Below are 20843 nucleotides of genomic sequence, written 5' to 3'. Positions count from 1 at the left end.
TCTCGTTCGTCCCGTTACCCCGGAAGGGGCATGTTCGGCATGCGCAGATTCCCCCGTATCCCCATCGCCGCGTCCATCGCGGCCCTCGCCCTCGTCTGCGGGCTTTCCCCCGCGGCGGCCTCCCCACTCCTGCCCGCCTCACCCGTCCACTTCCACCGAACCGCTCTCGTCCTGGCGCCCCTTGACGATGAGGAGCCGTGCCCCGGTGGAGAGGCCAAGCCGTGCTCGGCCTCTCCCGAGGAGCGCGGGGCCGTCGACGGGGACCGCGCCGCGGCCAAGCAGGACGCCGCCGCGGCCAAGCAGGACATCGGAGCCGCCAAGCAGGCGGCCCAGAAGTGCACGGCGGAGTCCAAAGCGTGCATGACCGAGCTGATCGGCGGCGGCACGACGCAGGAAACCGACATGGCACAGGCCCGCGACGAGCTGGGCACCATGAAGCCGGCACCCTCCGCCAACGCCGAGACCGCCCTCGACGGCACCTGCGCCTCCTTCTCCGCCGACCTCCCGGCCGGCCTGTCCGATGCCCCCGAAATGGGCGCTCTGTGCGGGGAGATGAACCGATGAAGACCACCATCGGCATGCGAGGCCGGCGCGCGGCCCTGGCCGCGACCGCCACCCTCCTCGCCCTGACCTGCACCACCGGCTCCTCGTACGCGGCCGCGCCGCCCGAGGTACCGGTGCCGGTCGCCTACGAGGGCAACACCGAGCTCGCCACGACGCAGAAGGTCACCGAGTACTGCGCCTCGCACCCCGGAGGCTGCCGCTTCCAGATCAACCGGGCTGCGTCCGGCGACTACTACAGCGCCGTCAAGTCGCTGGGCAATGCGGTCGTGAACTGCACCAAGGACGAGATCACCGTCGCGCGGGAGATCACCCTGCGCACCGCGAGCAGCGACAACCTCGGCGGGGAGATCACCGGGAAGATCGCGATCGAGGGCACGATCAACACCTCCGGCGAGGTGACCGCCGGTGTCGATGCGAAGGCCAAGGGCGAGTTCTCAACCCCGGACAAGTCGAAGGGCCCGACCGCCACCGTCGGCGCCGAGGCCGGAGCCTCGGGCAGCGGGAAGATCGCCGGTTCCCTCGGCGTCAAGGGAGCCTTCGAGGGCGCCTTCAAGCTCGCCTACCAGCGCACCTGGACGACCGAGCAGACCGAGAAGACCACTTACAGCACCAAGGTCCGCCCCGGTGACGCACTCGTCTTCGGTGCGAGCTCCGCCATGCAGCGCATCGCCGGAGAGATCACCACCGGGACGGGTCTCGGCATTCGCAGGGTCGTCGTCGACGGACCCTCCACGGTGAACACCAGCACCTTCGTCGCGGACACGTTCACCGTGCCCGGCAATACCTGCGACCGCCTGCGACCGGAAGGCAAGACCGGCACCGAGGACACCACCACCCCCGCTCCGCCCCGGGGCCTGATGCCCGTGAACCTGCCCGAGGGTTCCCGATTCAAGGACCGTGACGTGCTCGTCCCCGCCACGTCCTGACCACCCGCGAGAACCACTGTGGAGAACCCCATGGCATCCCGCCCGCGCTCTGCCGCCCCCGCCGGCACCCGTACCCGTACCGCGCCGGTCATCGGCGTGTGCCTGTCCCTCGGCCTGCTCGCCGCAACGCCCCTCGCCCACGCGGCCGTCCCGCCCGCCCGGGCCGCGGCCCCCGTACCGGTCACCGTCCTGAACGGCGACTTCGCCCAACCTGCCTTCACCGGTGTCAATACCAGTGCCAACCCGCATGCCTGGTCGGTCGGTTCCACCGCGGGCACCGGCACGACCGGCGGCGTCTGGCGCTGGGATGCCACCACCGGCGGCCACCCCGGCGGTCTGACCGCCGCCATGCTCCGCCTTCCCGGCGAAGCCGCCTACGGCCTCAAGCAGCGGCTGCGTGGAGTGCGCAGCGGGGCACGGGTCACCGTCACCTACGACGAAAGCCCCAGTGTCTCCAACTACTGCACGGCGGCCGCACTCGAACAGGGCCAGACGTACACCGTCCAGGGCGAGGGCGGCACCCTGGCGGACCGGACCACCCTGCCCACCACCGAGAAATTGCCCAGCAACTACTGGAAGCCGGCCTGGCGGACGGGGGTCACCCTCACCTTCACCGCCGGAGCCGACGAGCCGCTCCTGACCTTCACCTCCACGGTCCCCGCGGCGCAGAACAACTCCGGCTACTGCGGCCCGCTCATCACCAACGTCCGCGCCACCCACGAGCCGCCGCCGGTCGACAAGACCATCCCGGCCGGCGCCCTGCCCGCCTCCGAAGCCTTCCTGGGCAACGACCGCCGTACCACCGCGGACGCGGTCAGCTACTGCAACGGCGCCGCGAACCGCTGCACGTTCACCACCGAAGAGGCGTACTCGTTCAGCTATTACGCCCCCGCCCGCGTCGCTGCCGAGACCTACCTCAACTGCACCCGCAACACCCTCAACCGCCTTCGCCCCGTCTCCACCGCCAACCGCTCCTTCGGAGATCTCCCCGCGGCCGCCGGCCTCCCCGGCAGCGGCACCGGAACCCCGAGCAACATGGCTCAGCAGTACACGCAGGGCACCGGTCTCGCCCCGGCCTGGAACACCAGCCAGGAACGCTCGGTCACCGAGGTCGTCCAGCCGGCCGAGGCCTCCTGGATCGAGACGCAGGGCGCACGTCGGCGCACGGACGGATGGTTCACCGCCACCACCCAGGCCGCCGACCCCAACAACGACTGGCGCCTGCACACCGTCATCGACCACCCCTCCACCGACCTCTCCGACCGCATCTACCAGCGCACCGGCCCCCTGACCGCCTCGGAGAAGCAGCGCTGCCAGTCCGACCGCCCCAACGCCCCCACCCCGCTGGGCGCCACGTCACCGGCCGGCGCCGAGCGCTAACCCCCCGGACGCTGCACTCACGTTGTCGACCCGGCCGCAGGGCGGTTCCACCGCCACCGCGGCCGGGTCACGGCGCCTGTTGCGTGCGGAACGTACGGCGGTAGGCGTGCGGGCTGGTGCCGGTGAGGCGTTTGAAGCGGTCGCGGAACGCGGTGGGGGAGCCGAAGCCGACCTGCGCGGCGATCCGTTCGACGGGGTGGGCGGTGGTCTCCAGCAGATACTGGGCCTGGCGGATCCGGGCCCGGTGCAGCCACTGGAGCGGTGACGTGCCGGTCTGTTCGCGAAAGCGCCGGTTCAGGGTCCGTACGCTCATGCCGCTGCGCCGTGCGAGTTCGTCGAGGGTGAGCTCGCGCCGGGCGTTGTCCTCCATCCACTGCATGAGCGGCTCCAGCACCGACCCGCGGGGCGCCGGAGGCTGGTCGTGGACGATGAACTGGGCCTGCCCGCCGTCGCGTTCCAGCGGCATGACGGACAGCCGGGCGGCATCCGCCGCCACCGCGGAGCCGAGGTCGCGCCGGATCATGTGCAGGCACAGATCGAGCCCGGCGGCGGCCCCCGCCGAGGTGAGCAGGTCGCCGTTGTCCACGTACAGCACCCCGGGGTCCACCTCGACGGCCGGATGGAGCGCGGCCAGCAGATCGGCGGCCGACCAGTGCGTGGTGGCGCGCAGCCCGTCCAGCAGGCCCGTGGCGGCCAGCACGAAGGCGCCCACGCAGATGGAGGCGATCCGGGTGCCCCGCCCGGCCGCCTCCCGCAGCGCGTCGAGGACCTCCTCGGGTACCGGCGCCGTCGGATCGGCCGTACCCGGCACGATGATCGTGTCCGCCTCGGCCAGCGCCGCCAGCGGCCACGGCGCGCGCAGCGCGAACGCCCCGGCGTCGACCTCGGGGGAGGCCGCGCAGACACGGACCCGGTAGGCCGCGCGGCCGCCGGGCAGCCGGGTGCGCGAGAACACCTCGATGGGGGTCGACAGGTCGAACGGGATCACGCCGTCCAGGGCGATCACAGCCACGGTATGCATGGCCCAACGATAGCCCTGCGCGGCCCACCCCCTCCGGGATCCTGGGCTCCACGGTCACTGTTCCAGCAGGTCAGAGGCATATTGATGGCCGCACTCCTCGTTGGCCGGAATCCGTTGGAAGGTGGCATTCCAGCCTCTTTCCGGTGTCGGGCACCGTGACTAGCGTCGGTGTCGGCGCAGCATCCGTGCGCCGACCCCCAAGACAAGGAACCCCGTCCGATGCTGTGTCAGATCGTGCTGTTCGACGGCTTCGACCCCCTGGACGTCATCGCCCCCTACGAGGTCCTGCACGCCGGATCGATGGCGGCACCGGGCGCACTGCGGGTGGAACTGGTCTCCGCCGAGGGCCCGCGGGACGTACCCAGCGGCGCGGGACCGATCTCGCTGCGGGCCGCCGCCCGGCTCGACCCGCGGAGCGCGGACCTGGTCCTCGTACCGGGCGCCGTGGGCCCCTTGGGCGACCTCTCCGATCCGGACGCCCCGGTGAACGCCGACTCCATTCCCGTGCTCCTCGGCCGCACGCTCGAAACCGGCCTGCCCGCACTGCTGAAGGACGCCCTGGACCGGCCGGGGCTGACCGTCGCCACCGTCTGCGGGGGCTCCCTGGTACTCGCCATGGCCGGTCTGATCGAGGGCCGGCACGTCACCACTCACCACCTCGGGACGGACCTGCTCGACGCCACCGGCGCCGTGGCGATCGACGCCCGCGTCGTCGACGACGGCGACCTGGTCACCGGCGCGGGGGTCACCTCCGGCCTGGACCTCGCGCTGTACCTGCTGGAGCGCGAGATCGGCCCGCGCATCGCACACGCCGTGGAGCAGCTGTTCGCCCACGAGCGCCGCGGCACCGTCTGGCACGCCACCGGCCCGGTCCCCGCGGCCTTCTGACCCCTGACCCCGACCCTGCCGCCGGCCCCGCCGCAGCGACCGCCCCCCACCGAGAAAGCGCACCACATGTCTGTCGAAGGCACCTGGAACCTCGACCTCGCCACCCCCATCGGGAGGCAGCGGGCCGTGCTCCGCCTGTTCACGCACCATGGTGAACTCCACGGAGTCGCCACGGGAGACGCGGAGGAGGTACCCCTGACCGAACTGACAGTCCACGGCGACCGCCTGACGTGGCGCCAGTCCATCACCAAGCCCCTGCGTCTGCACCTCGTCTTCGACGTCACCGTGACGGAGGACGAACTGACCGGCACCGCCCGGGCAGGCCGGCTGCCCGCCACCAAGGTCACCGGCCACCGGACCGGATCAGCCGCGTGACGAAATTCCTCCTCGCCGTCCACGTCCTGGCGGCGATCATCACGATCGGCCCCGTCACCGTCGCCGCCAGCATGTTCCCGGCCGCCGCGCGCCGCGCCCTGGCCGCGCCCGGCGGTGCGGGCGCCCTCACCGAGGTCCGTACCCTGCACCGCATCTGCCGGGTCTACGCCGTGATCGCGGTCGTCGTACCGGTCTTCGGCCTGGCCACCGCCCGCAGCCTCCGGGTGCTGACCAGCCCCTGGCTCCTCACCTCGATCGCACTGACCGCTACCGCCGCCGCGGTGCTCGCCGCACTCGTACTGCCCCGCCAGGCAGCCGCCCTGGCCGGCCTGGCCGGGCTGCACGGCGACACCGACGCACGGGCGACCCCGGCCGTACAGCGGGCGATCCGACAACTGGGCATGTACACAGGAGTGTTCAACCTGCTGTGGGCCACGGTGACCGTCCTGATGATCGTCCGCCCCGGATCCACCACAGGAGCCTGACATGCACGACCGCGCAAGCCGGCTCCTGCGGATCTCCGCCCCCGTCGAACTCGTCACCCTGGCCGTCCTGCTGGTCAACCTCGGCGTGCTGCACCTTCCCGCGCTCGCCTCGGCCGTCGGCCCGGTCCACGGCTGCGCCTACCTGATCGTCATCATCGCGGCCGCCCGCGAGCGCAGCCCGGACCGAACGGCCCTCGCGCTGGCGGCCGTCCCGGGCATCGGGGGCGTACTCGCCCAGCGCCGACTCGACGCGCTCCGGGCGGCGGGGGCTCCGGCCGCCCGGATCAGCGGGGGAGCAGCGACTCCAGGGGGACCTGCGGGTCGGCGAGGCGCACCGGGTCGATGGGCGCGCGGGAGCGGATCAGGGCCTGGATCGGCTCGGTGACGTCCCAGACGTTGACGTTCATCCCGGCCAGGACGCGGTCGCCGGCCAGCCAGAACGCGATGAACTCCCTGGTCTCGGCGCTGCCCCGGAAGACGACCCGGTCGTAGCCGCCGGGCTCCACGTACCCCGTGTACTCCATGCCCAGGTCGTACTGGTCGGTGAAGAAGTACGGCAGCCGGTCGTACGCGACGTCCTGGCCGAGCATGGCCCGGGCCGCGGTCTGCGGCTGGTTCAGGGCGTTGGCCCAGTGCTCGACCCGGATGCGCCGCCCCAGGAAGGGGTGATGGGCGTTGGCCACGTCACCCGCCGCGAACACGTCGGGTACGGAGGTGCGCAGGTGGTCGTCGGTGACGATGCCGTTGTCGACCTCCAGCCCCGCCTCCTCGGCCAGTGCGGCGTTGGGGGTGATGCCCACACCCACGACGACGGCGTCCGCCGCGAAGCGGGTGCCGTCGTCGAGCAGGACACCGTCCGCGGTGTCCCCGTCGCCGGTGATCTCGCTGATCCGTACGCCGAACCGGAGGTCCACACCGTGATCCCGGTGCAGGTCGGCGAAGACCTGGGCCACCTCCCGGCCCAGCACCCGCAGCAACGGCAGCTCGGCGCTCTCCAGCACCACCACCCGGGCACCGGCCGCCCGGGCGGCGGCAGCGGTCTCCAGCCCGATCCAGCCCGCGCCGATCACGACGACCGACGCGCCGGGGCGGAACGCCCGCTTGAGCCGGTCGCTGTCCTCCAGCCGCCTCAGGTACAGCACCCCGTCCAGGTCCGCGCCGGGAACGGGCAGCCGACGCGGGGAGGAACCGGTGGTCAGCAGCAGCCTCGAGTAGTCGACCCGGCGCCCGTCGGCGAGCGTCACCCGGTGGGCCGCGGTGTCGAGGGCGGTGACCGTCGCGCCCCGCCGCAGGTCGACCTCGTGCTCGGCGTACCACTGCTCCGGATGCACGTAGACCTGCTCGCGCTCCTTCGCACCCATCAGGTAGCCCTTGGAGAGCGGCGGCCGCTCGTACGGGCGCTCGTGTTCCGCCCCGATGAGGACGACCGGGCCGTCGAACCCCTCCTCGCGCAGGGTCTGCGCGGCTCTGGCCCCGCCCAGACCTGCTCCGACGATGACGTACGCGCTGTTCGAGGTCATGGCGGTGGCTTCCTTCACTCGGTGGTCCGCGCAGCGGTGGACAGTCCGGAGTGATCCAGATTTCCACGACGCGGCCCCGCGCGCGCGGCTACGCCCCGCCGCCCCGGCGCGTGTCGCACCCCGCGCCCGCCACCCCGACCCACCACCGGAAGGCTCCGGCTCGGCTTCGATGTCGGGGCCGATCGGGTCGTCCTCCTGGCTGAGCCACTCGCCGCGTGACCGCGACCGTCGGCCGGGAGTCGTAGCGGGCCCGACTGCGCACGAGCGGACCCCCTCCCCGGACGGCTCGTCAGGAGGGCTGCGAGACTGAGACGATGAGCACTGCGCGCCGCCCGCTCGGGCAAGGACCCGCCCCCGCTGTCGACCCCCAGGAGCAGCCGGCCGCCCGCGGCCGCACGGCTGCTGAGCGAGCCATCGAGCACACACCCCCGCCCACCCGGCCCGCCCCGGCAGACGAGGAACCCCCAACGCCCCGGCGCACACTCGGAAACGGCTCCCGCCCCTGACACGGAACGCCGCCCGGACCACGACACCGGCACACCCGCCGTGTGCGGCCTGGGCCGTGTCGGACGAGTCGCGCTTGAAGGGTCGGAGTGGTCGCCGTCCGCCTCGGAGCGGTTGAATGCTGCCGTGGTGAACTGGGAACGCATGTACGACTGCCATGGGGATGCCCATCGGGTCCCCGAGCTCTTGGAGCGGGTGGAGCACGACGACGCGGAAGCGTGGGACGAGCTGGGTCACCGCTTGGTCCTTGAGCGTGAGTTGGTGTTCCCCGCCGGCTTCGCTGCACTGCCGTGCCTGGTACGTCTCGCGTCGCGGAGCGACCGGGCGCGTGGACTGGCCGGGACGATCATGCGGTGTGCGGCAGGGCAACACGGCTGCGACGATCTGCTCGCGGACTGCGCCGACGCCATCGCGGAACTCCGTGAGCTGCTGGATCGCCATCTGCGGTCCCGCCCGGCGGACTACCTCGCGACGTACCTGGACTTGCTCGCGGTCGAGGAGCAGTACCACTGGAGCGCGGTCATGGGGGACTTCTCGGACGACTTCTACGTGATCGCCTGCCCGCACTGTGGTGCAGAGGTGACGATCGCTATCGGCGGCCACGGGCGCTATTCGGCGATCAGGGATTGGCACCTGGGCGACGTTGACCGACGAGACCTGAAGCCGGCGTCCCCCGAGGACCTCTCCGGCATCGGTGGATGGATGCATGCGACTGCCGTCCGCGATGGCCAAGGCTTTCTGGCCGAAGGGATCACCTATCTCTTCGGCAAGGCGGAATGCCCGGCCTGTGCCAGCGTCTTCAACATCGCGGACGAATACTCGTCCTCCAACCGCCCCGTCATGTGAGCGGCGACGGACGGACGGGCTCGCTTGCCGTAGCGGGTCGCCACAGCACGGACGCTGCCGCTTCCGCCTGAGCTTCCGGGTGGTCGGGAGCCGGCGCCTGCCCCACCGGACACCGACTAGCTCGCGCTCAGGACCGCGTCGAGGTGGGGCAGGACGTGGTCGGTCCAGCCCTTATCGTGGCGTGCGGCGGCGGCCCGGTCGTAGAAGCCTCGGTGGGTCAGCCGGAGCCGGGTCCCGCCGGGTGGGGAGGGTTCCAGCTCGACGGTCACGACCGTTTCGGCGCCGTCGGTGCCCATGGCGCCCGTGACCCAGGTCAGCCGCACCAGCCTGTTCGGATCCAGCGCCAGGAACCGCCCGTAATGCGGATGGACCCGGCTCTCGTGCCGCGTGACGAACACGAACGGCTCGTCCACCACGGCCCGCATCCGCACCGCGCCCGGCTCCGCGAACCAGGTGTCGAACCCCTCGGTCCACGCCCGGTACACCGCCTCGGGCGGAGCCTTCATCACACGCTCCGCCGTCAGACCGTGCGGCCGCGCGACGAGGTCGGGTTCGGGCAGACGGCCGGGTTCCGGCATCGGGCTCTCCTCACATCACGTGTGCTTCCGTCCCCCACCCCAGGATGGCCCTTACGCCCCGCCGGTCGCCGCCGCCCCGACGCCCCGACCGGGGAAGTCGACACGAAGGGCGGCGGCGGGGGCCGGTCCGGGTACTACACCGCGTACCGGTCCGGCGCGAACAGCGACGGGTTCGCCGCGATCCAGTCCGATGTGCGGCGCAGCCCCTCCTCCAGGCCGACCCGCGGCCGCCAGCCGGCCCACTCGCGGGCCCGCGAGTTGTCCGACAGCAGGCGCTGGACCTCACTGCCCGACGGGCGGAGCCGCGTCGGGTCCACCACCACCTCCGCATTCCGGCCCGAGGCGGCGATCAGGGCCTCGGCCAGGGCCCCCACGGAGATCTCCTCGCCGGTGCCGAGGTTGACCACCTCGCCCAGCGCCCGGTCGCATTCCGCCACCGCCAGGAATCCCTCGGCCGTGTCCGTCACGTACGTGAAGTCCCGGGTCGGTGCGAGCGAGCCGAGGCGGATCTCCCGCGAGCCCGCGTGCAGCTGGGCCAGGATCGTCGGGATCACCGCGCGCGCCGACTGGCGCGGCCCGTACGTGTTGAAGGGGCGCACCACCGTCACCGGCAGCTCGAAGGCGTGGTGGAAGGAGAGCGCCATCATGTCCGCGCCGATCTTCGACGCCGAGTACGGGGACTGCGGCTGCAGCGGGTGGCTCTCGGAGATCGGTGCCGTCATTGCCGTCCCGTAGACCTCGCTGGTCGAGGTGTGCACCAGGCGGCGCACGCCGTGCCGCCGGCAGGCCTCCGCCACGTTCTGCGTGCCGGTCACGTTCGTCTGCACGTACGCGCCCGGCGAGGCGTAGCTGTACGGGATCCCGATCAGCGCCGCCAGATGGAAGACCGTGTCGCAGCCGGCCACCGCATCGCTGACCCGGCCCGCATCACGGACGTCGCCCGCCCACATCTCCACCCGGCCGTCCGGGTCGGCCAGGTAACGCGCCAGGTGGCCCTTCTCGGCGTACGGCTTGTAGTGGACGAAGGCGCGCACCCGCGCGCCCCGCGACACCAGCAGGTCCACCAGCGTCGAGCCGATGAAGCCCTCCGCGCCGGTGACGAGGACGGTGCGGTCGGTCCAGCTGTTCATATGCGCTCCAGGTGAGGGGTGGGGACGAGGCCGGCGACGCGGAGGACTTCCGCGGCCAGCAGTTCGGCGGCCCGCGCGTGCGGGCCGGGATCGGCGGCGCCGGCCATCGCCGCCAGCCGGGCCGGATCGGCCAGCAGCGGGCCGAGAAGGCCGGCGAGGCGCTCGGCGGTGGTCTCGGCGTCGGGCAGCAACAGCCCCGCGCCCGCGTCGGACAGCACCCGCGCGTTGTGGGTCTGGTGGTCGCCGGGGGCGTACGGGTAGGGCACCAGCACCGACGGGACACCGGTCGCCGCCAGCTCGGCGACGGTCGCCGAGCCCGCCCGGCACACCACCAGGTCGGCGGCCGCGTAGACGAGGTCCATCCGGTCCAGGTACGCCACCGCCCGCGCGATCCGCTGCCCGCCGGACGCGGCGAGGTCGGCCACCGCACCGGGCAGCGCCGCCGGCCCCGTCTTGACCAGCAGCTGTACGTCGTCCCGCCCCTGCCAGAGCCCGGCCAGCGCGACGGCTGCCCCGGTCAGCCGCACGGCGCCCAGACTGCCGCCGTTGAAGACGACCAGTCGCCGCCCGAACGGGACCCCGAGGGCGCGCCGGGCCTCGGCGCGCAGGGCCGCCCGGTCCGGCCGGGGCAGCTGCGCGAGACCGGCGAGCGCCGCGGAGATCGGCATCCCCGTGGTCAGCGCCCGGTCACCGCCCGACAGGTGCCCCCGGCTGCGGTCGAAGGCCACCGCGACGTGCGGAGTGAGCCGGGCCGCGAACTGGTTGGCACGGCCGGGCACGGCATTCGACTCGTGGATCACGGCGGGCAGCCCGGCCAGCCGCGCGCCGAGCACGGCGGGCGCGCTCGGATAGCCGCCCATGCCGACGACGACGTGCGCGCCCTGGGCCCGGAGCACCGAGCGGGCCTGGTGCGCCGAGCGCAGCAGCGCCGCGGGCAGCAGGTACCGCTTCGCGCCGAGGGCCGGGTCGAAGGGGATCATGTCGACGGTGTGCAGGCGGTAGCCGGCGCCGGGGATCAGCTCGGTCTCCAGGCCCCGCTCGGTCCCGATGAACGAGACCACGGCTGCGGGCACGGCGGCGCGCAGTGCCTCCGCGAGCGCGAGGCCGGGATAGATGTGCCCGCCGGTGCCGCCCGCACCGATCACGACGGAGAGGGCCGCGGGAGTGTGAGGTGGTGTGGTCATGGGCGGCACACTCCCGGTGCGCCCTAAGAAGGTTCTAAGAGGTTCTCTCAGAAGCGTTTGGCAGGCTTTGCGCCATGAGCTCCATGGACAGCACGGGAACGGACAGCACGGGCAGTGCACCAGGCACGGGCGGGCGGCGCATCCTCGTCGTCGACGACGAGCCCGAGGTCCGGGCCGCCGTCGAGGACGGACTGACGGTCGAGGGGTACGAGGTCCGGGGCGCGGCCGACGGCCTGGCGGCGCTCTCGCAGGTGGCGGCCTGGGAGCCCGACGCGGTCGTCCTGGACGTGATGATGCCGGTCCTCGACGGGCTCGCCGTCTGCCGGCAGCTGCGCGCCGTGGGCGACCGTACGCCCGTCCTCGTACTGACCGCCCTCGACTCCGTCAGCGAACGCGTCGACGGCCTCGAGGCGGGCGCCGACGACTACCTCGTCAAGCCGTTCGCCCTGGACGAGCTGTGCGCCCGCGTCCGGGCGCTGCTCCGGCGGGCCGCGCCCGCACCCGCCGGAGCGGCCGCGCTCGGCTTCGCCGACCTCGTCCTCGACCCCGCCACCCGCACGGGGCGCCGGGGCGGACGACCGCTGGAGTTCAGCCGTACCGAAGCAGCCCTGCTCGAGCTGCTCCTGCGCCACCGCGGGCAGGTGCTCCCGCGCGAGCTGATCCTGGAGCTGGTGTGGGGACGCGACTTCGGGCCGGACTCCAACTCTCTCGCCGTCTACGTCGGCTACCTGCGCCGGAAACTGGAAGCGGGTGGCGAACCCCGCCTGGTCCACACCGTCCACGGGGTCGGCTACCGGCTGGATGCGGCATGAGCGGCGGCCGTCGGCGGCTCGGACGCGCCTGGCGCAGGCGCCGCCCGCTGCGGACCCGCCTCGCACTGTCCGTCACCGCCGCCGTCGCCGTCGTGGCCGTCGGGGTGTGCGCAGCGGCGTTCCTCGTGGTCCGCTCCGCGCTCTACGAGCAGCTCGACCTCTCCCTGACCCAGTCCGCGCGGCTCGCCGTCCAGCGGAACCCGGGGGACCCGCCGGGCACCCTGGCGGGGGAGTGCCGGTTCCTGGCGGCTCCCGCGTGCGCGGAGGTCGTGCCCGCCGACCCGGCCAAAGACCCCGCGAGCCCGGGACTGCTGCCCGTGGACCCGGCCGCACGGCAGGTCGCCGCGGGCCGGAAGGCCCCCTACTACACGAACATCACGGTGTCCGGATTCCCCGCCCGGATGCTCACCACCGACTACGCCAAGGGCCGGGCGCTCCAGGTCGCCCTGCGGGCCGACACGGTCGAGGACGGCATCGAGGAGGCCGCCGGCTGGCTCGTACTGACGGCGGCCGCCGGGGTCCTGCTGGCCGCCGTCCTCGGGTACTGGGTCTCGCGGACCGGCCTGGCCCCCGTCACCCGGCTCACCGCGACGGCCGAGCGGATCGCCGCCACCCGCGATCCGCGGCACCGTATCGAACTGCCGCCGCCGGGCCGGGAGGACGAGATCACCCGGCTGGCCGGGAGCTTCAACACCATGCTCGGGGAGCTGGAGCAGTCGGTCACCGCACAGCGCCGGCTCGTCGCGGACGCCTCCCACGAACTGCGCACCCCGCTGACCGCGCTGCGCACCAACGCCGAACTGCTGGCCCGGGCCGACCGGCTCACACCGGACCAGCGAGAACGCGCCTCGGCCGCGCTCGGCAGGCAGCTGCGGGAGGTGACGGGGCTGGTCAACGACCTGATCGAGCTGGCGCGCGACGAGGAGCCGCAGCCGCTGGTGGAACAGGTCCGCCTCGGCGCACTGGTGGAGCACTGCGCGCAGGCCGCGCGGACGCACTGGCCGGCCGTGCCCTTCCAGGTGCGGGTCCCGGACGAGCCGGTCGTGGTGCCCGGGGTGCCGGCCCGGCTGAGCCGACTGCTCGGGAACCTGCTGGACAACGCCGCCAAGTTCAGCCGGGGCGGGCTGCCGGTGGAGGTGGAACTGGTGCCGGGCATCCCGGGCGTCCCGGGCAGCGGGCCGGAGCTCACGGTGCGCGACCACGGGCCGGGCATCGCGGCGGAGGACCTGCCGCACGTCTTCGACCGCTTCTACCGGGCGGGGGCGGCCCGCGCCCTGCCCGGTTCGGGGCTGGGCCTGGCGATGGCCCGGCAGATCGCGCGGGCGCACGACGCCGAGCTGACGGCGGAGGCCGCCCCGGGTGGGGGCGCGCTCTTCCGGTTGACGTTCTGAGCATCCGCGCCCCTGAGCATCCGCGCCCCTGAGCATCCGCGCCTCCGAGCATCCGCGCCTCCGAGCATCCGCGTACGCGTGTATCCGCGGGCCTCTGCGCACCTGAGCATCGCCTCCACGGATGCCCGCGCTGCGGGACACCAATATCTGTGGCGGCGCGATGAGAATTGGACGAACCGCGCCGTGAGGCTTTTTCCCGCAACGAACGAGGCGACATTCCTCACGGCACACCGGGTACCGATGCGTGCTACTGTCGATCTCAGTTGCAGTTGTGGTTCCCAAAACTTCAAGTACCCCAGCAGGTCTCCGGACCGTGGGTGTGCTTTTACTTTTCCGGTCATTTCCGGACGGGGCAATCATCGCGGCGACACGGGATCGACACAGTGTGGATCCCGATTCACTGCCCCAAAGGAGATATGACATGGCTACTGGAACCGTGAAGTGGTTCAACGCGGAAAAGGGCTTCGGCTTCATCGAGCAGGACGGTGGCGGCGCTGACGTGTTCGCCCACTACTCGAACATCGCCGCCCAGGGCTTCCGTGAGCTGCTCGAGGGCCAGAAGGTCAGCTTCGACATCGCGCAGGGCCAGAAGGGCCCGACGGCCGAGAACATCGTTCCCGCCTGACGCTGACGCGCACTTCGTAGCTGGGGCCCGCATCCTTCGGGGTGCGGGCCCCAGCTGCACGCGTTTTCGTGCCTCCCCGCACCGGCCGCGGGGAGCGCCGAGGAGCCCGCAGTCCTTCGTACGCGGCTCCTCCGCCGGCCGACGCGCCGGCCGACACGCCCACCGGGTTTTCCGCACCCGCTGCCCGGCCCGGTTCCACCGCACCGTCCGACCCCGGTTTCACACCCGGTCGGCGCCCCTGTTTTCAGCACCTGCACCCGCCCGGATCTCCGGCCGACCAGGTCTGTCGTATTTCCATTCGGCCCGTTCTTGCAATTCTCCGCGCAGTGCACGACGGCGGCGAGAATTCCTTGATATGTGCCGTATCGAGGAAGGTTCCGCATGAACCGCACACGCACGAACGATCGATTTTCCCGCAGCCGCAACAGCGGTTCCGGTTCTGGCTCTGGTTCCGGTTCCGGTTCGGGATTCGGATACGGCAAGAGCGGCGGCCGCTTCGGCGGTTCGGGCGCCGGCCGTTCCGGCGGCCCGAGCCGCTCGGGCGGGTACGGCCGTAGGCCGGCCGCCGTCCAGGGCGAATTCGCCCTGCCCAAGACGATCACCCCCGCGCTGCCCGCCGTCGAGGCCTTCGCCGACCTCGACATGCCCGATGAACTGCTCGCCGCACTCACCGTGCAGGGCGTCACCGTGCCGTTCCCGATCCAGGGCGCGACCCTGCCGAACTCTCTGGCGGGCCGCGACGTGCTCGGCCGCGGCCGGACCGGCTCCGGAAAGACCCTGGCCTTCGGACTCGCCCTGCTGGCCCGTACGACGGGACAGCGCGCCGAGCCCCGTCAGCCGCTCGCCCTGGTCCTCGTACCGACCCGCGAGCTGGCCCAGCAGGTCACCGACGCCCTCACCCCCTACGCCCGCTCGCTCAAGCTGCGGCTGGCCACGGTCGTCGGCGGCATGCCCATCGGCCGGCAGGCCGGCGCGCTGCGGGGCGGTGCCGAGGTCGTCGTCGCCACCCCGGGCCGGCTCAAGGACCTGATCGACCGCGGGGACTGCAGGCTGAACCAGGTGGCCATCACCGTTCTGGACGAGGCCGACCAGATGGCCGACATGGGCTTCATGCCGCAGGTCACCGCCCTGCTCGACCAGGTGCGCCCCGAGGGGCAGCGCATGCTCTTCTCCGCCACCCTCGACCGCAACGTCGACCTGCTGGTGCGCCGCTACCTCACCGACCCGGTCGTGCACTCCGTCGACCCCTCGCAGGGCGCGGTCACCACGATGGAGCACCACGTGCTCCACGTGCACGGCGGTGACAAGCACGCGGCCACGACGGAGATCGCTGCGCGCGACGGCCGCGTCATCATGTTCCTGGACACCAAGCACGCGGTGGACCAGCTCACCAGCCACCTGCTCAACAGCGGGGTGCGGGCCGCGGCACTGCACGGCGGCAAGTCGCAGCCGCAGCGCACGCGCACCCTCGCACAGTTCAAGACCGGGCACGTCAGCGTGCTCGTCGCCACGAACGTCGCCGCCCGCGGCATCCACGTCGACAACCTCGACCTCGTCGTCAACGTGGACCCGCCCACCGACCACAAGGACTACCTGCACCGCGGCGGCCGCACCGCCCGTGCCGGCGAGTCCGGCAGCGTCGTCACCCTGGTCACCCCCAACCAGCGCCGCGACATGGCGCGCCTGATGGCCGCGGCCGGCATCACCCCGCAGACCACCCAGGTCCGCTCCGGCGAAGAGGCCCTGAGCCGGATCACCGGCGCCCAGGCCCCCTCGGGCATCCCCGTCGTCATCACCGCCCCGGTGGCCGAGCGGCGCGAGCGCACCGGCTCCGCCTCGCGCAACCGCCGCCGCCCCGCGGCCGCGGCCCGGCGCCGGCCCGTACGGCAGTCCGCCGCCGACACGGCCGCGTGAAACCCGTCCCCTCCGCGCCCCCCTTCTCCTTCTCTCCCTGCGAGGCATCATGCGCTGCGTCATCGCCCGATTCCCGTTCGACCTGACCAAGTCGGGTGTGCTGGAGTCGATGAAGGGCGTGAAGCCCGAGCCCGTCGTCGGTGAGTCCGTGACCATCGGACGGCGGGTCTACCCGGTCAAGCAGGTCGGCCAGGTCGTCACGCGCCAGGACCGCCGGGACTTCAGCGCCGGGGAGGTCGTACGGGCCATGACCATGCTCGGATTCACCTGCCACGGCCTGCCGCAGGCGCCCGCCGCGCCCGCGCCGGCCCTCACCCCCTTCCAGCGCGCCTCGGTGATGCTCGGCGCGCCCGCGCCCGAATCGGTTTCCGTCTGACCGCACCGCAGCCGCACGACACCGAGGGCCCGACCGCCACACGCGGTCGGGCCCTCGCTGTTGTCCCGTTCGAGCGAAGATCCCTCCCTGTCGAACACGAGAAAATCTATCGCGGTGAGAGTAGACATCCGGCTGTGACGTGCCTATGGTTTCTTCCATAGCCAAGATCGAAGGAACGGAGGAAGCAGGCGCCATCAGGATCGCCCGGGCAGTCGGTTCACGTCCGGGTACCGCACGACCCCCGAACGGAAGGTGGTCCCCGGTCAGGCATTCCCGATCCCTGCTCTCCCGCCCTTCTCCGGGGCGCGAAGCGGAAACAGAGAGCCGGCGCAGCGCTGAGGCCGGTAGATGGTGTTGAATTTCCTTCAGGGCCTTGGTGCCGTACGGCACCAAGGCCCTTCGACGCGTCCCAAGAAGAGGTGCAGATGACAGTGGATGACTCGCTCGGCGGCCGACTGGACGACGATGACTACCCCGCCTACACGATGGGCCGGGCTGCCGAACTCCTCGGCACGACCCCGGGGTTCCTGCGCGCCATCGGCGAGGCCCGGCTGATCACGCCGTTGCGTTCCACGGGCGGGCATCGCCGGTACTCCCGCTACCAGCTGCGGATCGCGGCCCGCGCCCGGGAACTCGTCGATCAGGGCACCCCGGTCGAAGCCGCCTGCCGCATCGTCATCCTGGAGGACCAGCTCGAAGAGGCGCAGCGCATCAACGCCGAGTTCCGCCGCGCCGCGACCGCCCCGAGCGACGACTCCCGCTGAGCGCGAGCCGCGAGCCCTGGGCACCGGCTCAAGGCCACCGGCTCACGGCCACCGTCCGGCCGTTGCGGCCAGGCCGCCCCCGATCGACTGACCGGCGCTCTGTCAGGCCGTCGAACCGCCGGGTGCGTGAAGAGTCCGGCGAACGGCGTTGCGCAGCCAGCGATGGCCCCCGTCGGCGGCGTGGCGGGGGTGCCATGCCATGCCGATGGTCAGCGGCGGCAGGGGCAGGGGGATGTCGAGGAGGCGAAGACCCAGCGCGGTGGCGGCGTCGGTGAGCGGGGAGGGAACCCCGCCGGCGGGCGCGGTCGGGACGAGGCAGACGATGTCACTGCGGGCGGCGAGCGTCATTGCCGCCATGTGGCCGGGCAGGACGACCGTGACGCGCCGGCGGAGGTTCCGTTCGGCCAGAGCGGTGTCCAGGGGTCCGGTGAACCCGCCGCGGCGACTCACCACCACGTGATCGGCAGCAGCGAGCCGATCCGGGGTCAGGGTCCCCTCGGTGAGGGGGTGGCCGGGGCGGACGCCCGCCGCCATCCGAAGGGTGACCAGTTCCTCGACCCGGGTCTCGGGATCCACGTGATCGATGGCCCCGATCTCCAGGTCGATACGACCGTCGCGCAGGGCCGAACCGGCCTCCAGTTCCTCGGCCCGGAACCGCAGCGAGATCCCCGGCGCCTCCTGCCGGGCCAGCCCCAGCATCCCCGGGGCCAGCGCCGCACAGACCAGGTCGGCCGCCTGCAGGGTGAAGGTACTGCGCAGGACGGCGGGGTCCACGCCGGCGCCCGGACCCAGCAACGCCCCCAGCCGGCGCACCACCGCGGCCGTCTCCTCGCGCAGGTCCTGGGCGCGGGGAGTGGGGACCATCGCCTGGCCCGCCCGGACCAGCAGGGGGTCCTGGAGGATGCGCCGCAGCCGGGCGAGGGTACGGCTCATCGCGGCCGGCGACGTGTGCAGCCGGGCAGCGGCGCGAGTGACGCTCTGCTCCGTCAGCAAAGCGTCCAGCGCGACGGCGAGATTGGCGTCGATAACAGGCTCTGCACTGCTGCTCATACGCGTTATTCCATTTCAGGCAATGATCCCGTGCTCAGGTTCCCATTGTGGCAACACCCTGGCGCTCCCCAGGATGAGGGTCGTCCCGATCCGGCACGACCCTGAGGTTTCCATGATCGTCATCACTGCTCCCACCGGGAACATCGGCAGCCACCTGCTGTCCCTGCTCCTGGAATCCGCACCGGCCCACGAGGAACTGCGCGTGGTCGTACGTGACCCCGCCCGGCTGTCCGACGCGGTGCGCGACCGCGTCGAGGTGATCACCGGCTCGCACGGCGACGCCGAGGTCGCAGGCCGCGCCTTCGAAGGCGCCGACGCCGTGTTCTGGCTCGTCCCGCCGGATGCGTCCCTGACGCCCGAGGACGCCTACTGCGGCTTCACCCGGCCCGCCGCGAAGGCCCTCGTCTCCCACGGCGTCGGCCACGTCGTCGGCGTCTCCGCGCTCGGCCGCGGCACCCCGGTCGCCCACCGCGCCGGACTCGTCACCGCTTCCCTCGCCATGGACGACCTCATCGCCGGCACCGGCGTGGCCTACCGTGCCCTGGCCTGCCCGTCCTTCTTCGAGAACCTTCTCGAGGACGCGGCGGCGATCCGGGAGACGGGCGTCTTCACCGACGCCGTCGACGCCGACCACAAGGCCCCCCGCGCCGCCGTCGCCGACATCGCGGCCGTCGCCGCCGGCCTGCTGCTGAACCGCTCATGGTCGGGCATCGACAGCGTTCCCGTCCTCGGCCCCCAGGACCTCTCGCCGAACGACCTGGCCCGCATCATGACCGAGCAGCTCGGTCGCCCCGTCCGCTACGAACAGCAGCCGCTCGACGCGCTGTACATCGACCTCCTCGGCCACCGTATCGACGAGGCGTTCGCCCGGGCCGTCGTCGACATGAAGAGGGCCAAGAGCGAGGGCCTCGACGCGGGCGTCACCCGCACCCCGGCCACCGGCTCCCCGACCACCTTCCGGCAGTGGTGCGCCCGGACCCTGGGGCCCGCGGTCCTCACGGAAGGCACCCGTCATGCCCGTTGAGAAGACCACACCGCCGGTCACGGCGTTCATGCTCATCAAGACCACACCCGAGTGGCTCGCCATGACCCCTCAGGAGCGCATGGACGCGTTCACCACCCAGGTCGTCCCCGCCGTCAAGGCCGGGACCACCGGCGTCCGTTCGCGCTTCTACGACACGGAGTTCTACTCCACCCGCGTCACCGACGTCTGGGTCTGGGAGGCCGACGACCACGACGCTTACCGGCTCCTCATCGACGCACTGCGCGAAACCCCCTTCTGGGACCGCTACTTCACGGTCGTCGACCTGCTCGTCGGCACCGAGAACGGCTACGCCCGCACCTACGGCGTCGATGCCGTCGCCACCATCGCCACCTGACGCGTCACCCGACCCGCCAACGTCGAATGTCCCCGGGCCCCGATCGGGCCGGGGGCATTCGGCGTTGCAGGGCGGAGACCCCACCAGCAAACCGGATTGGATATCCGGATCCGTGTTACGGTCAGGCCAATCGGATGAAGTATCCGTATCTGGGTGGGGGAGTGCGAGAGCCATGAAGAAGACAGCTGTCGTGACGGCCGGAACGGCCGGCATCGGCCTGGAGACGGCGTTGGGCCTGGCGGCAGCCGGCTTCGCCGTCACCGTCGTCGGGCGCACTGCGCAACGGGGCGGCCGCGCCGTCGAACGGATCAACGCGACGGGACCGGCGCACCCGGCCCGCTTCCTCCGGGCGGACCTCGCCTCGCTCGGCGAAGTGCGCGCGCTCGCCGAGCGGATCGCCTCCGACCATGCCGCCTCCGGCGAACCGCTGACCGCGCTCGTCAACAACGTCGGGGCGATGTTCGCCGATCGACGGGAGGTGGGCGGTGTCGAGGCGTCGTTCCTCGTCAACCACCTCTCGCCGTACCTGCTGACCGAATTGCTGCTGCCCACCCTGACGGCCGGCGCGCCGAGCAGGATCGTGAACGTGACCTCCGGCGCGGTCGGTCTCGCGAAGCGGGTGTTCGACGCCGTCGAGCCGCCCGGCGGCTACTACGGCTTCCACTGGTACGGCCGCGCCAAGCTCGCCAACCTCGCCTACACCCTGGACCTGGCCGCCCGGCTGGACGGTACGGGAGTATCGGTCTTCGCCGCCGACCCCGGTGGCGCCGCCACCGACATGACCAACGGCACCATGACCGACCCGAAGATCGTCTCTCCCGCCCTGCGGCTGCTGTGGCCGCTGGTGCGCCGCAGGTTCGAACGCTCGACCTCCGGTCCGGCGTCCGTGGCGGCCGGGCCGTCGATCCTCGCCGCCACCGACGACACCCTGACGGGACGGACGGGCATCGTCATCGGGGCCCGGGCGACCCCCGTGCCGCCCTTCCGTGCGGCGACCGACCCCGGCATCGCCGCGGCAGTACGCCGCCTCAGCGAGCAGCACGCGCCGCTCACCGTCACCTGACCTGCCGTCCGAGGTGACGGCGCGGGCGAGTGGGAGGGGAGGGCGAGGGCGGAGGGGCCCGGGGCCAT

23 protein-coding genes are annotated in these 20843 nt (G+C 72.4%); 17 read left to right on the top strand and 6 right to left on the bottom strand.

What is annotated here, in order from left to right; translation table 11 throughout:
- Positions 1-39 precede the first annotated feature (39 nt).
- The 3 genes from B6R96_RS38500 to B6R96_RS01085 are packed head-to-tail and all read left to right on the top strand — an operon-like array spanning position 40 to position 2870.
- The gene (locus tag B6R96_RS38500; protein ID WP_159396249.1) at positions 40-564 is read left to right on the top strand and encodes a hypothetical protein; all 525 of its coding nucleotides are present in this window, start codon (positions 40-42) and stop codon (positions 562-564) included.
- Positions 561-1490 carry a hypothetical protein gene (locus B6R96_RS01090; RefSeq protein WP_081521225.1) on the top strand — a complete coding sequence of 310 codons (930 nt, stop codon included), beginning with the start codon at positions 561-563 and terminating at the stop codon, positions 1488-1490. The genes B6R96_RS38500 and B6R96_RS01090 overlap by 4 nt, the downstream gene beginning before the upstream one ends.
- 30 nt (positions 1491-1520) lie before the next feature.
- On the top strand, positions 1521-2870 hold the full coding sequence (locus B6R96_RS01085) for a hypothetical protein (protein WP_081521224.1): 1350 nt from the start codon (positions 1521-1523) through the stop codon (positions 2868-2870).
- A gap of 67 nt (positions 2871-2937) precedes the next feature.
- Here B6R96_RS01085 and B6R96_RS01080 read toward each other — a convergent pair whose 3' ends face one another.
- Positions 2938-3891 (bottom strand): GlxA family transcriptional regulator, encoded by a 954-nt coding sequence (locus B6R96_RS01080; RefSeq protein WP_053702440.1) that lies wholly within the window; start codon positions 3889-3891, stop codon positions 2938-2940.
- 219 nt (positions 3892-4110) lie between these two features.
- Between B6R96_RS01080 and B6R96_RS01075 the strand changes: the two genes are divergently transcribed.
- The 4 genes from B6R96_RS01075 (at position 4111) to B6R96_RS37590 (ending at position 6024) form a co-directional block, all read left to right on the top strand.
- Positions 4111-4779 (top strand): DJ-1/PfpI family protein, encoded by a 669-nt coding sequence (locus tag B6R96_RS01075; RefSeq protein ID WP_081521223.1) that lies wholly within the window; start codon positions 4111-4113, stop codon positions 4777-4779.
- A gap of 66 nt (positions 4780-4845) precedes the next feature.
- Entirely contained in the window at positions 4846-5154 is a 309-nt protein-coding gene (locus B6R96_RS01070) for a hypothetical protein (RefSeq protein WP_081521222.1), read from the top strand.
- Positions 5151-5639, top strand: a complete 489-nt coding sequence (locus B6R96_RS01065) for a DUF2269 family protein (RefSeq protein ID WP_081521221.1) — start codon at positions 5151-5153, stop codon at positions 5637-5639. The genes B6R96_RS01070 and B6R96_RS01065 overlap by 4 nt, the downstream gene beginning before the upstream one ends.
- A 1-nt stretch (position 5640) precedes the next feature.
- A complete protein-coding gene (locus B6R96_RS37590) occupies positions 5641-6024 on the top strand; it encodes a DUF3817 domain-containing protein (protein WP_203351576.1) in 384 nt (127 codons plus the stop codon).
- On the opposite strand, the gene B6R96_RS01055 is transcribed toward B6R96_RS37590, so the two are convergent.
- A complete protein-coding gene (locus B6R96_RS01055; protein WP_081521220.1) occupies positions 5924-7159 on the bottom strand; it encodes an NAD(P)/FAD-dependent oxidoreductase in 1236 nt (411 codons plus the stop codon). The two genes, B6R96_RS37590 and B6R96_RS01055, sit on opposite strands and share 101 nt — an antisense overlap.
- Before the next feature lie 630 nt (positions 7160-7789).
- Here B6R96_RS01055 and B6R96_RS01050 point away from each other — a divergent pair.
- On the top strand, positions 7790-8509 hold the full coding sequence (locus tag B6R96_RS01050) for a hypothetical protein (RefSeq protein WP_081521219.1): 720 nt from the start codon (positions 7790-7792) through the stop codon (positions 8507-8509).
- A 116-nt stretch (positions 8510-8625) separates the two neighbouring features.
- On the opposite strand, the gene B6R96_RS01045 is transcribed toward B6R96_RS01050, so the two are convergent.
- The 3 genes from B6R96_RS01045 to B6R96_RS01035 all read right to left on the bottom strand — a co-directional run bounded on the left by B6R96_RS01045 (position 8626) and on the right by B6R96_RS01035 (position 11401).
- Entirely contained in the window at positions 8626-9087 is a 462-nt protein-coding gene (locus tag B6R96_RS01045) for an SRPBCC family protein (RefSeq protein WP_081521218.1), read from the bottom strand.
- Between the two features lie 134 nt (positions 9088-9221).
- Positions 9222-10217 (bottom strand): SDR family NAD(P)-dependent oxidoreductase, encoded by a 996-nt coding sequence (locus B6R96_RS01040; RefSeq protein ID WP_081521217.1) that lies wholly within the window; start codon positions 10215-10217, stop codon positions 9222-9224.
- Complete coding sequence (locus B6R96_RS01035; protein ID WP_030389310.1) at positions 10214-11401, bottom strand: UDP-N-acetylglucosamine--N-acetylmuramyl-(pentapeptide) pyrophosphoryl-undecaprenol N-acetylglucosamine transferase; 1188 nt, start codon at positions 11399-11401, stop codon at positions 10214-10216. Before B6R96_RS01035 ends, B6R96_RS01040 begins: the two co-directional genes overlap by 4 nt.
- Positions 11402-11484: 83 nt before the next feature.
- Here B6R96_RS01035 and B6R96_RS01030 point away from each other — a divergent pair, with 83 nt between their 5' ends.
- The 6 genes from B6R96_RS01030 (at position 11485) to B6R96_RS01005 (ending at position 17283) form a co-directional block, all read left to right on the top strand.
- A complete protein-coding gene (locus B6R96_RS01030) occupies positions 11485-12213 on the top strand; it encodes a response regulator transcription factor (RefSeq protein WP_203351702.1) in 729 nt (242 codons plus the stop codon).
- Positions 12210-13604, top strand: a complete 1395-nt coding sequence (locus B6R96_RS01025) for a sensor histidine kinase (RefSeq protein WP_081521216.1) — start codon at positions 12210-12212, stop codon at positions 13602-13604. Before B6R96_RS01030 ends, B6R96_RS01025 begins: the two co-directional genes overlap by 4 nt.
- Before the next feature lie 421 nt (positions 13605-14025).
- A complete protein-coding gene (locus tag B6R96_RS01020; RefSeq protein WP_004986771.1) occupies positions 14026-14229 on the top strand; it encodes a cold-shock protein in 204 nt (67 codons plus the stop codon).
- Between the two features lie 381 nt (positions 14230-14610).
- Positions 14611-16143, top strand: a complete 1533-nt coding sequence (locus tag B6R96_RS01015; RefSeq protein WP_081521215.1) for a DEAD/DEAH box helicase — start codon at positions 14611-14613, stop codon at positions 16141-16143.
- Between the two features lie 49 nt (positions 16144-16192).
- Positions 16193-16519 (top strand): SCO5918 family protein, encoded by a 327-nt coding sequence (locus tag B6R96_RS01010; RefSeq protein ID WP_030389314.1) that lies wholly within the window; start codon positions 16193-16195, stop codon positions 16517-16519.
- Between the two features lie 425 nt (positions 16520-16944).
- A complete protein-coding gene (locus B6R96_RS01005) occupies positions 16945-17283 on the top strand; it encodes a MerR family transcriptional regulator (protein WP_030389315.1) in 339 nt (112 codons plus the stop codon).
- Positions 17284-17385: 102 nt separating this feature from the next.
- Here B6R96_RS01005 and B6R96_RS01000 read toward each other — a convergent pair whose 3' ends face one another.
- Positions 17386-18333: a LysR family transcriptional regulator gene (locus B6R96_RS01000; RefSeq protein WP_081521214.1), complete on the bottom strand. Its 948-nt coding sequence runs from the start codon at positions 18331-18333 to the stop codon at positions 17386-17388.
- Between the two features lie 112 nt (positions 18334-18445).
- On the opposite strand from B6R96_RS01000, the gene B6R96_RS00995 reads away from it, so the two are divergent.
- The 3 genes from B6R96_RS00995 (at position 18446) to B6R96_RS00985 (ending at position 20775) form a co-directional block, all read left to right on the top strand.
- Positions 18446-19357 (top strand): NAD(P)H-binding protein, encoded by a 912-nt coding sequence (locus B6R96_RS00995; RefSeq protein WP_081521213.1) that lies wholly within the window; start codon positions 18446-18448, stop codon positions 19355-19357.
- Complete coding sequence (locus B6R96_RS00990) at positions 19347-19712, top strand: darcynin family protein (RefSeq protein WP_053702428.1); 366 nt, start codon at positions 19347-19349, stop codon at positions 19710-19712. The genes B6R96_RS00995 and B6R96_RS00990 overlap by 11 nt, the downstream gene beginning before the upstream one ends.
- A 172-nt stretch (positions 19713-19884) precedes the next feature.
- Entirely contained in the window at positions 19885-20775 is an 891-nt protein-coding gene (locus tag B6R96_RS00985) for an SDR family NAD(P)-dependent oxidoreductase (RefSeq protein WP_081521212.1), read from the top strand.
- Positions 20776-20843: the final 68 nt, after the last annotated feature.

This window comes from Streptomyces sp. Sge12 (genome assembly GCF_002080455.1).
Lineage (GTDB): Bacteria > Actinomycetota > Actinomycetes > Streptomycetales > Streptomycetaceae > Streptomyces.
This window is presented reverse-complemented; position numbering and strand designations above follow the sequence as displayed.

Bases quoted from the DNA above. Each gene is read 5' to 3' on its own strand.
- B6R96_RS38500 (WP_159396249.1), top strand. From the start codon at position 40: ATGCGCAGATTCCCCCGTATCCCCATCGCCGCGTCCATCGCGGCCCTC.
- B6R96_RS01090 (WP_081521225.1), top strand. From the start codon at position 561: ATGAAGACCACCATCGGCATGCGAGGCCGGCGCGCGGCCCTGGCCGCG.
- B6R96_RS01085 (WP_081521224.1), top strand. From the start codon at position 1,521: ATGGCATCCCGCCCGCGCTCTGCCGCCCCCGCCGGCACCCGTACCCGT.
- B6R96_RS01080 (WP_053702440.1), bottom strand. From the start codon at position 3,891: ATGCATACCGTGGCTGTGATCGCCCTGGACGGCGTGATCCCGTTCGAC.
- B6R96_RS01075 (WP_081521223.1), top strand. From the start codon at position 4,111: ATGCTGTGTCAGATCGTGCTGTTCGACGGCTTCGACCCCCTGGACGTC.
- B6R96_RS01070 (WP_081521222.1), top strand. From the start codon at position 4,846: ATGTCTGTCGAAGGCACCTGGAACCTCGACCTCGCCACCCCCATCGGG.
- B6R96_RS37590 (WP_203351576.1), top strand. From the start codon at position 5,641: ATGCACGACCGCGCAAGCCGGCTCCTGCGGATCTCCGCCCCCGTCGAA.
- B6R96_RS01055 (WP_081521220.1), bottom strand. From the start codon at position 7,159: ATGACCTCGAACAGCGCGTACGTCATCGTCGGAGCAGGTCTGGGCGGG.
- B6R96_RS01045 (WP_081521218.1), bottom strand. From the start codon at position 9,087: ATGCCGGAACCCGGCCGTCTGCCCGAACCCGACCTCGTCGCGCGGCCG.
- B6R96_RS01040 (WP_081521217.1), bottom strand. From the start codon at position 10,217: ATGAACAGCTGGACCGACCGCACCGTCCTCGTCACCGGCGCGGAGGGC.
- B6R96_RS01035 (WP_030389310.1), bottom strand. From the start codon at position 11,401: ATGACCACACCACCTCACACTCCCGCGGCCCTCTCCGTCGTGATCGGT.
- B6R96_RS01030 (WP_203351702.1), top strand. From the start codon at position 11,485: ATGGACAGCACGGGAACGGACAGCACGGGCAGTGCACCAGGCACGGGC.
- B6R96_RS01025 (WP_081521216.1), top strand. From the start codon at position 12,210: ATGAGCGGCGGCCGTCGGCGGCTCGGACGCGCCTGGCGCAGGCGCCGC.
- B6R96_RS01020 (WP_004986771.1), top strand. From the start codon at position 14,026: ATGGCTACTGGAACCGTGAAGTGGTTCAACGCGGAAAAGGGCTTCGGC.
- B6R96_RS01015 (WP_081521215.1), top strand. From the start codon at position 14,611: ATGAACCGCACACGCACGAACGATCGATTTTCCCGCAGCCGCAACAGC.
- B6R96_RS01010 (WP_030389314.1), top strand. From the start codon at position 16,193: ATGCGCTGCGTCATCGCCCGATTCCCGTTCGACCTGACCAAGTCGGGT.
- B6R96_RS01005 (WP_030389315.1), top strand. From the start codon at position 16,945: ATGACAGTGGATGACTCGCTCGGCGGCCGACTGGACGACGATGACTAC.
- B6R96_RS01000 (WP_081521214.1), bottom strand. From the start codon at position 18,333: ATGAGCAGCAGTGCAGAGCCTGTTATCGACGCCAATCTCGCCGTCGCG.
- B6R96_RS00995 (WP_081521213.1), top strand. From the start codon at position 18,446: ATGATCGTCATCACTGCTCCCACCGGGAACATCGGCAGCCACCTGCTG.
- B6R96_RS00990 (WP_053702428.1), top strand. From the start codon at position 19,347: ATGCCCGTTGAGAAGACCACACCGCCGGTCACGGCGTTCATGCTCATC.
- B6R96_RS00985 (WP_081521212.1), top strand. From the start codon at position 19,885: ATGAAGAAGACAGCTGTCGTGACGGCCGGAACGGCCGGCATCGGCCTG.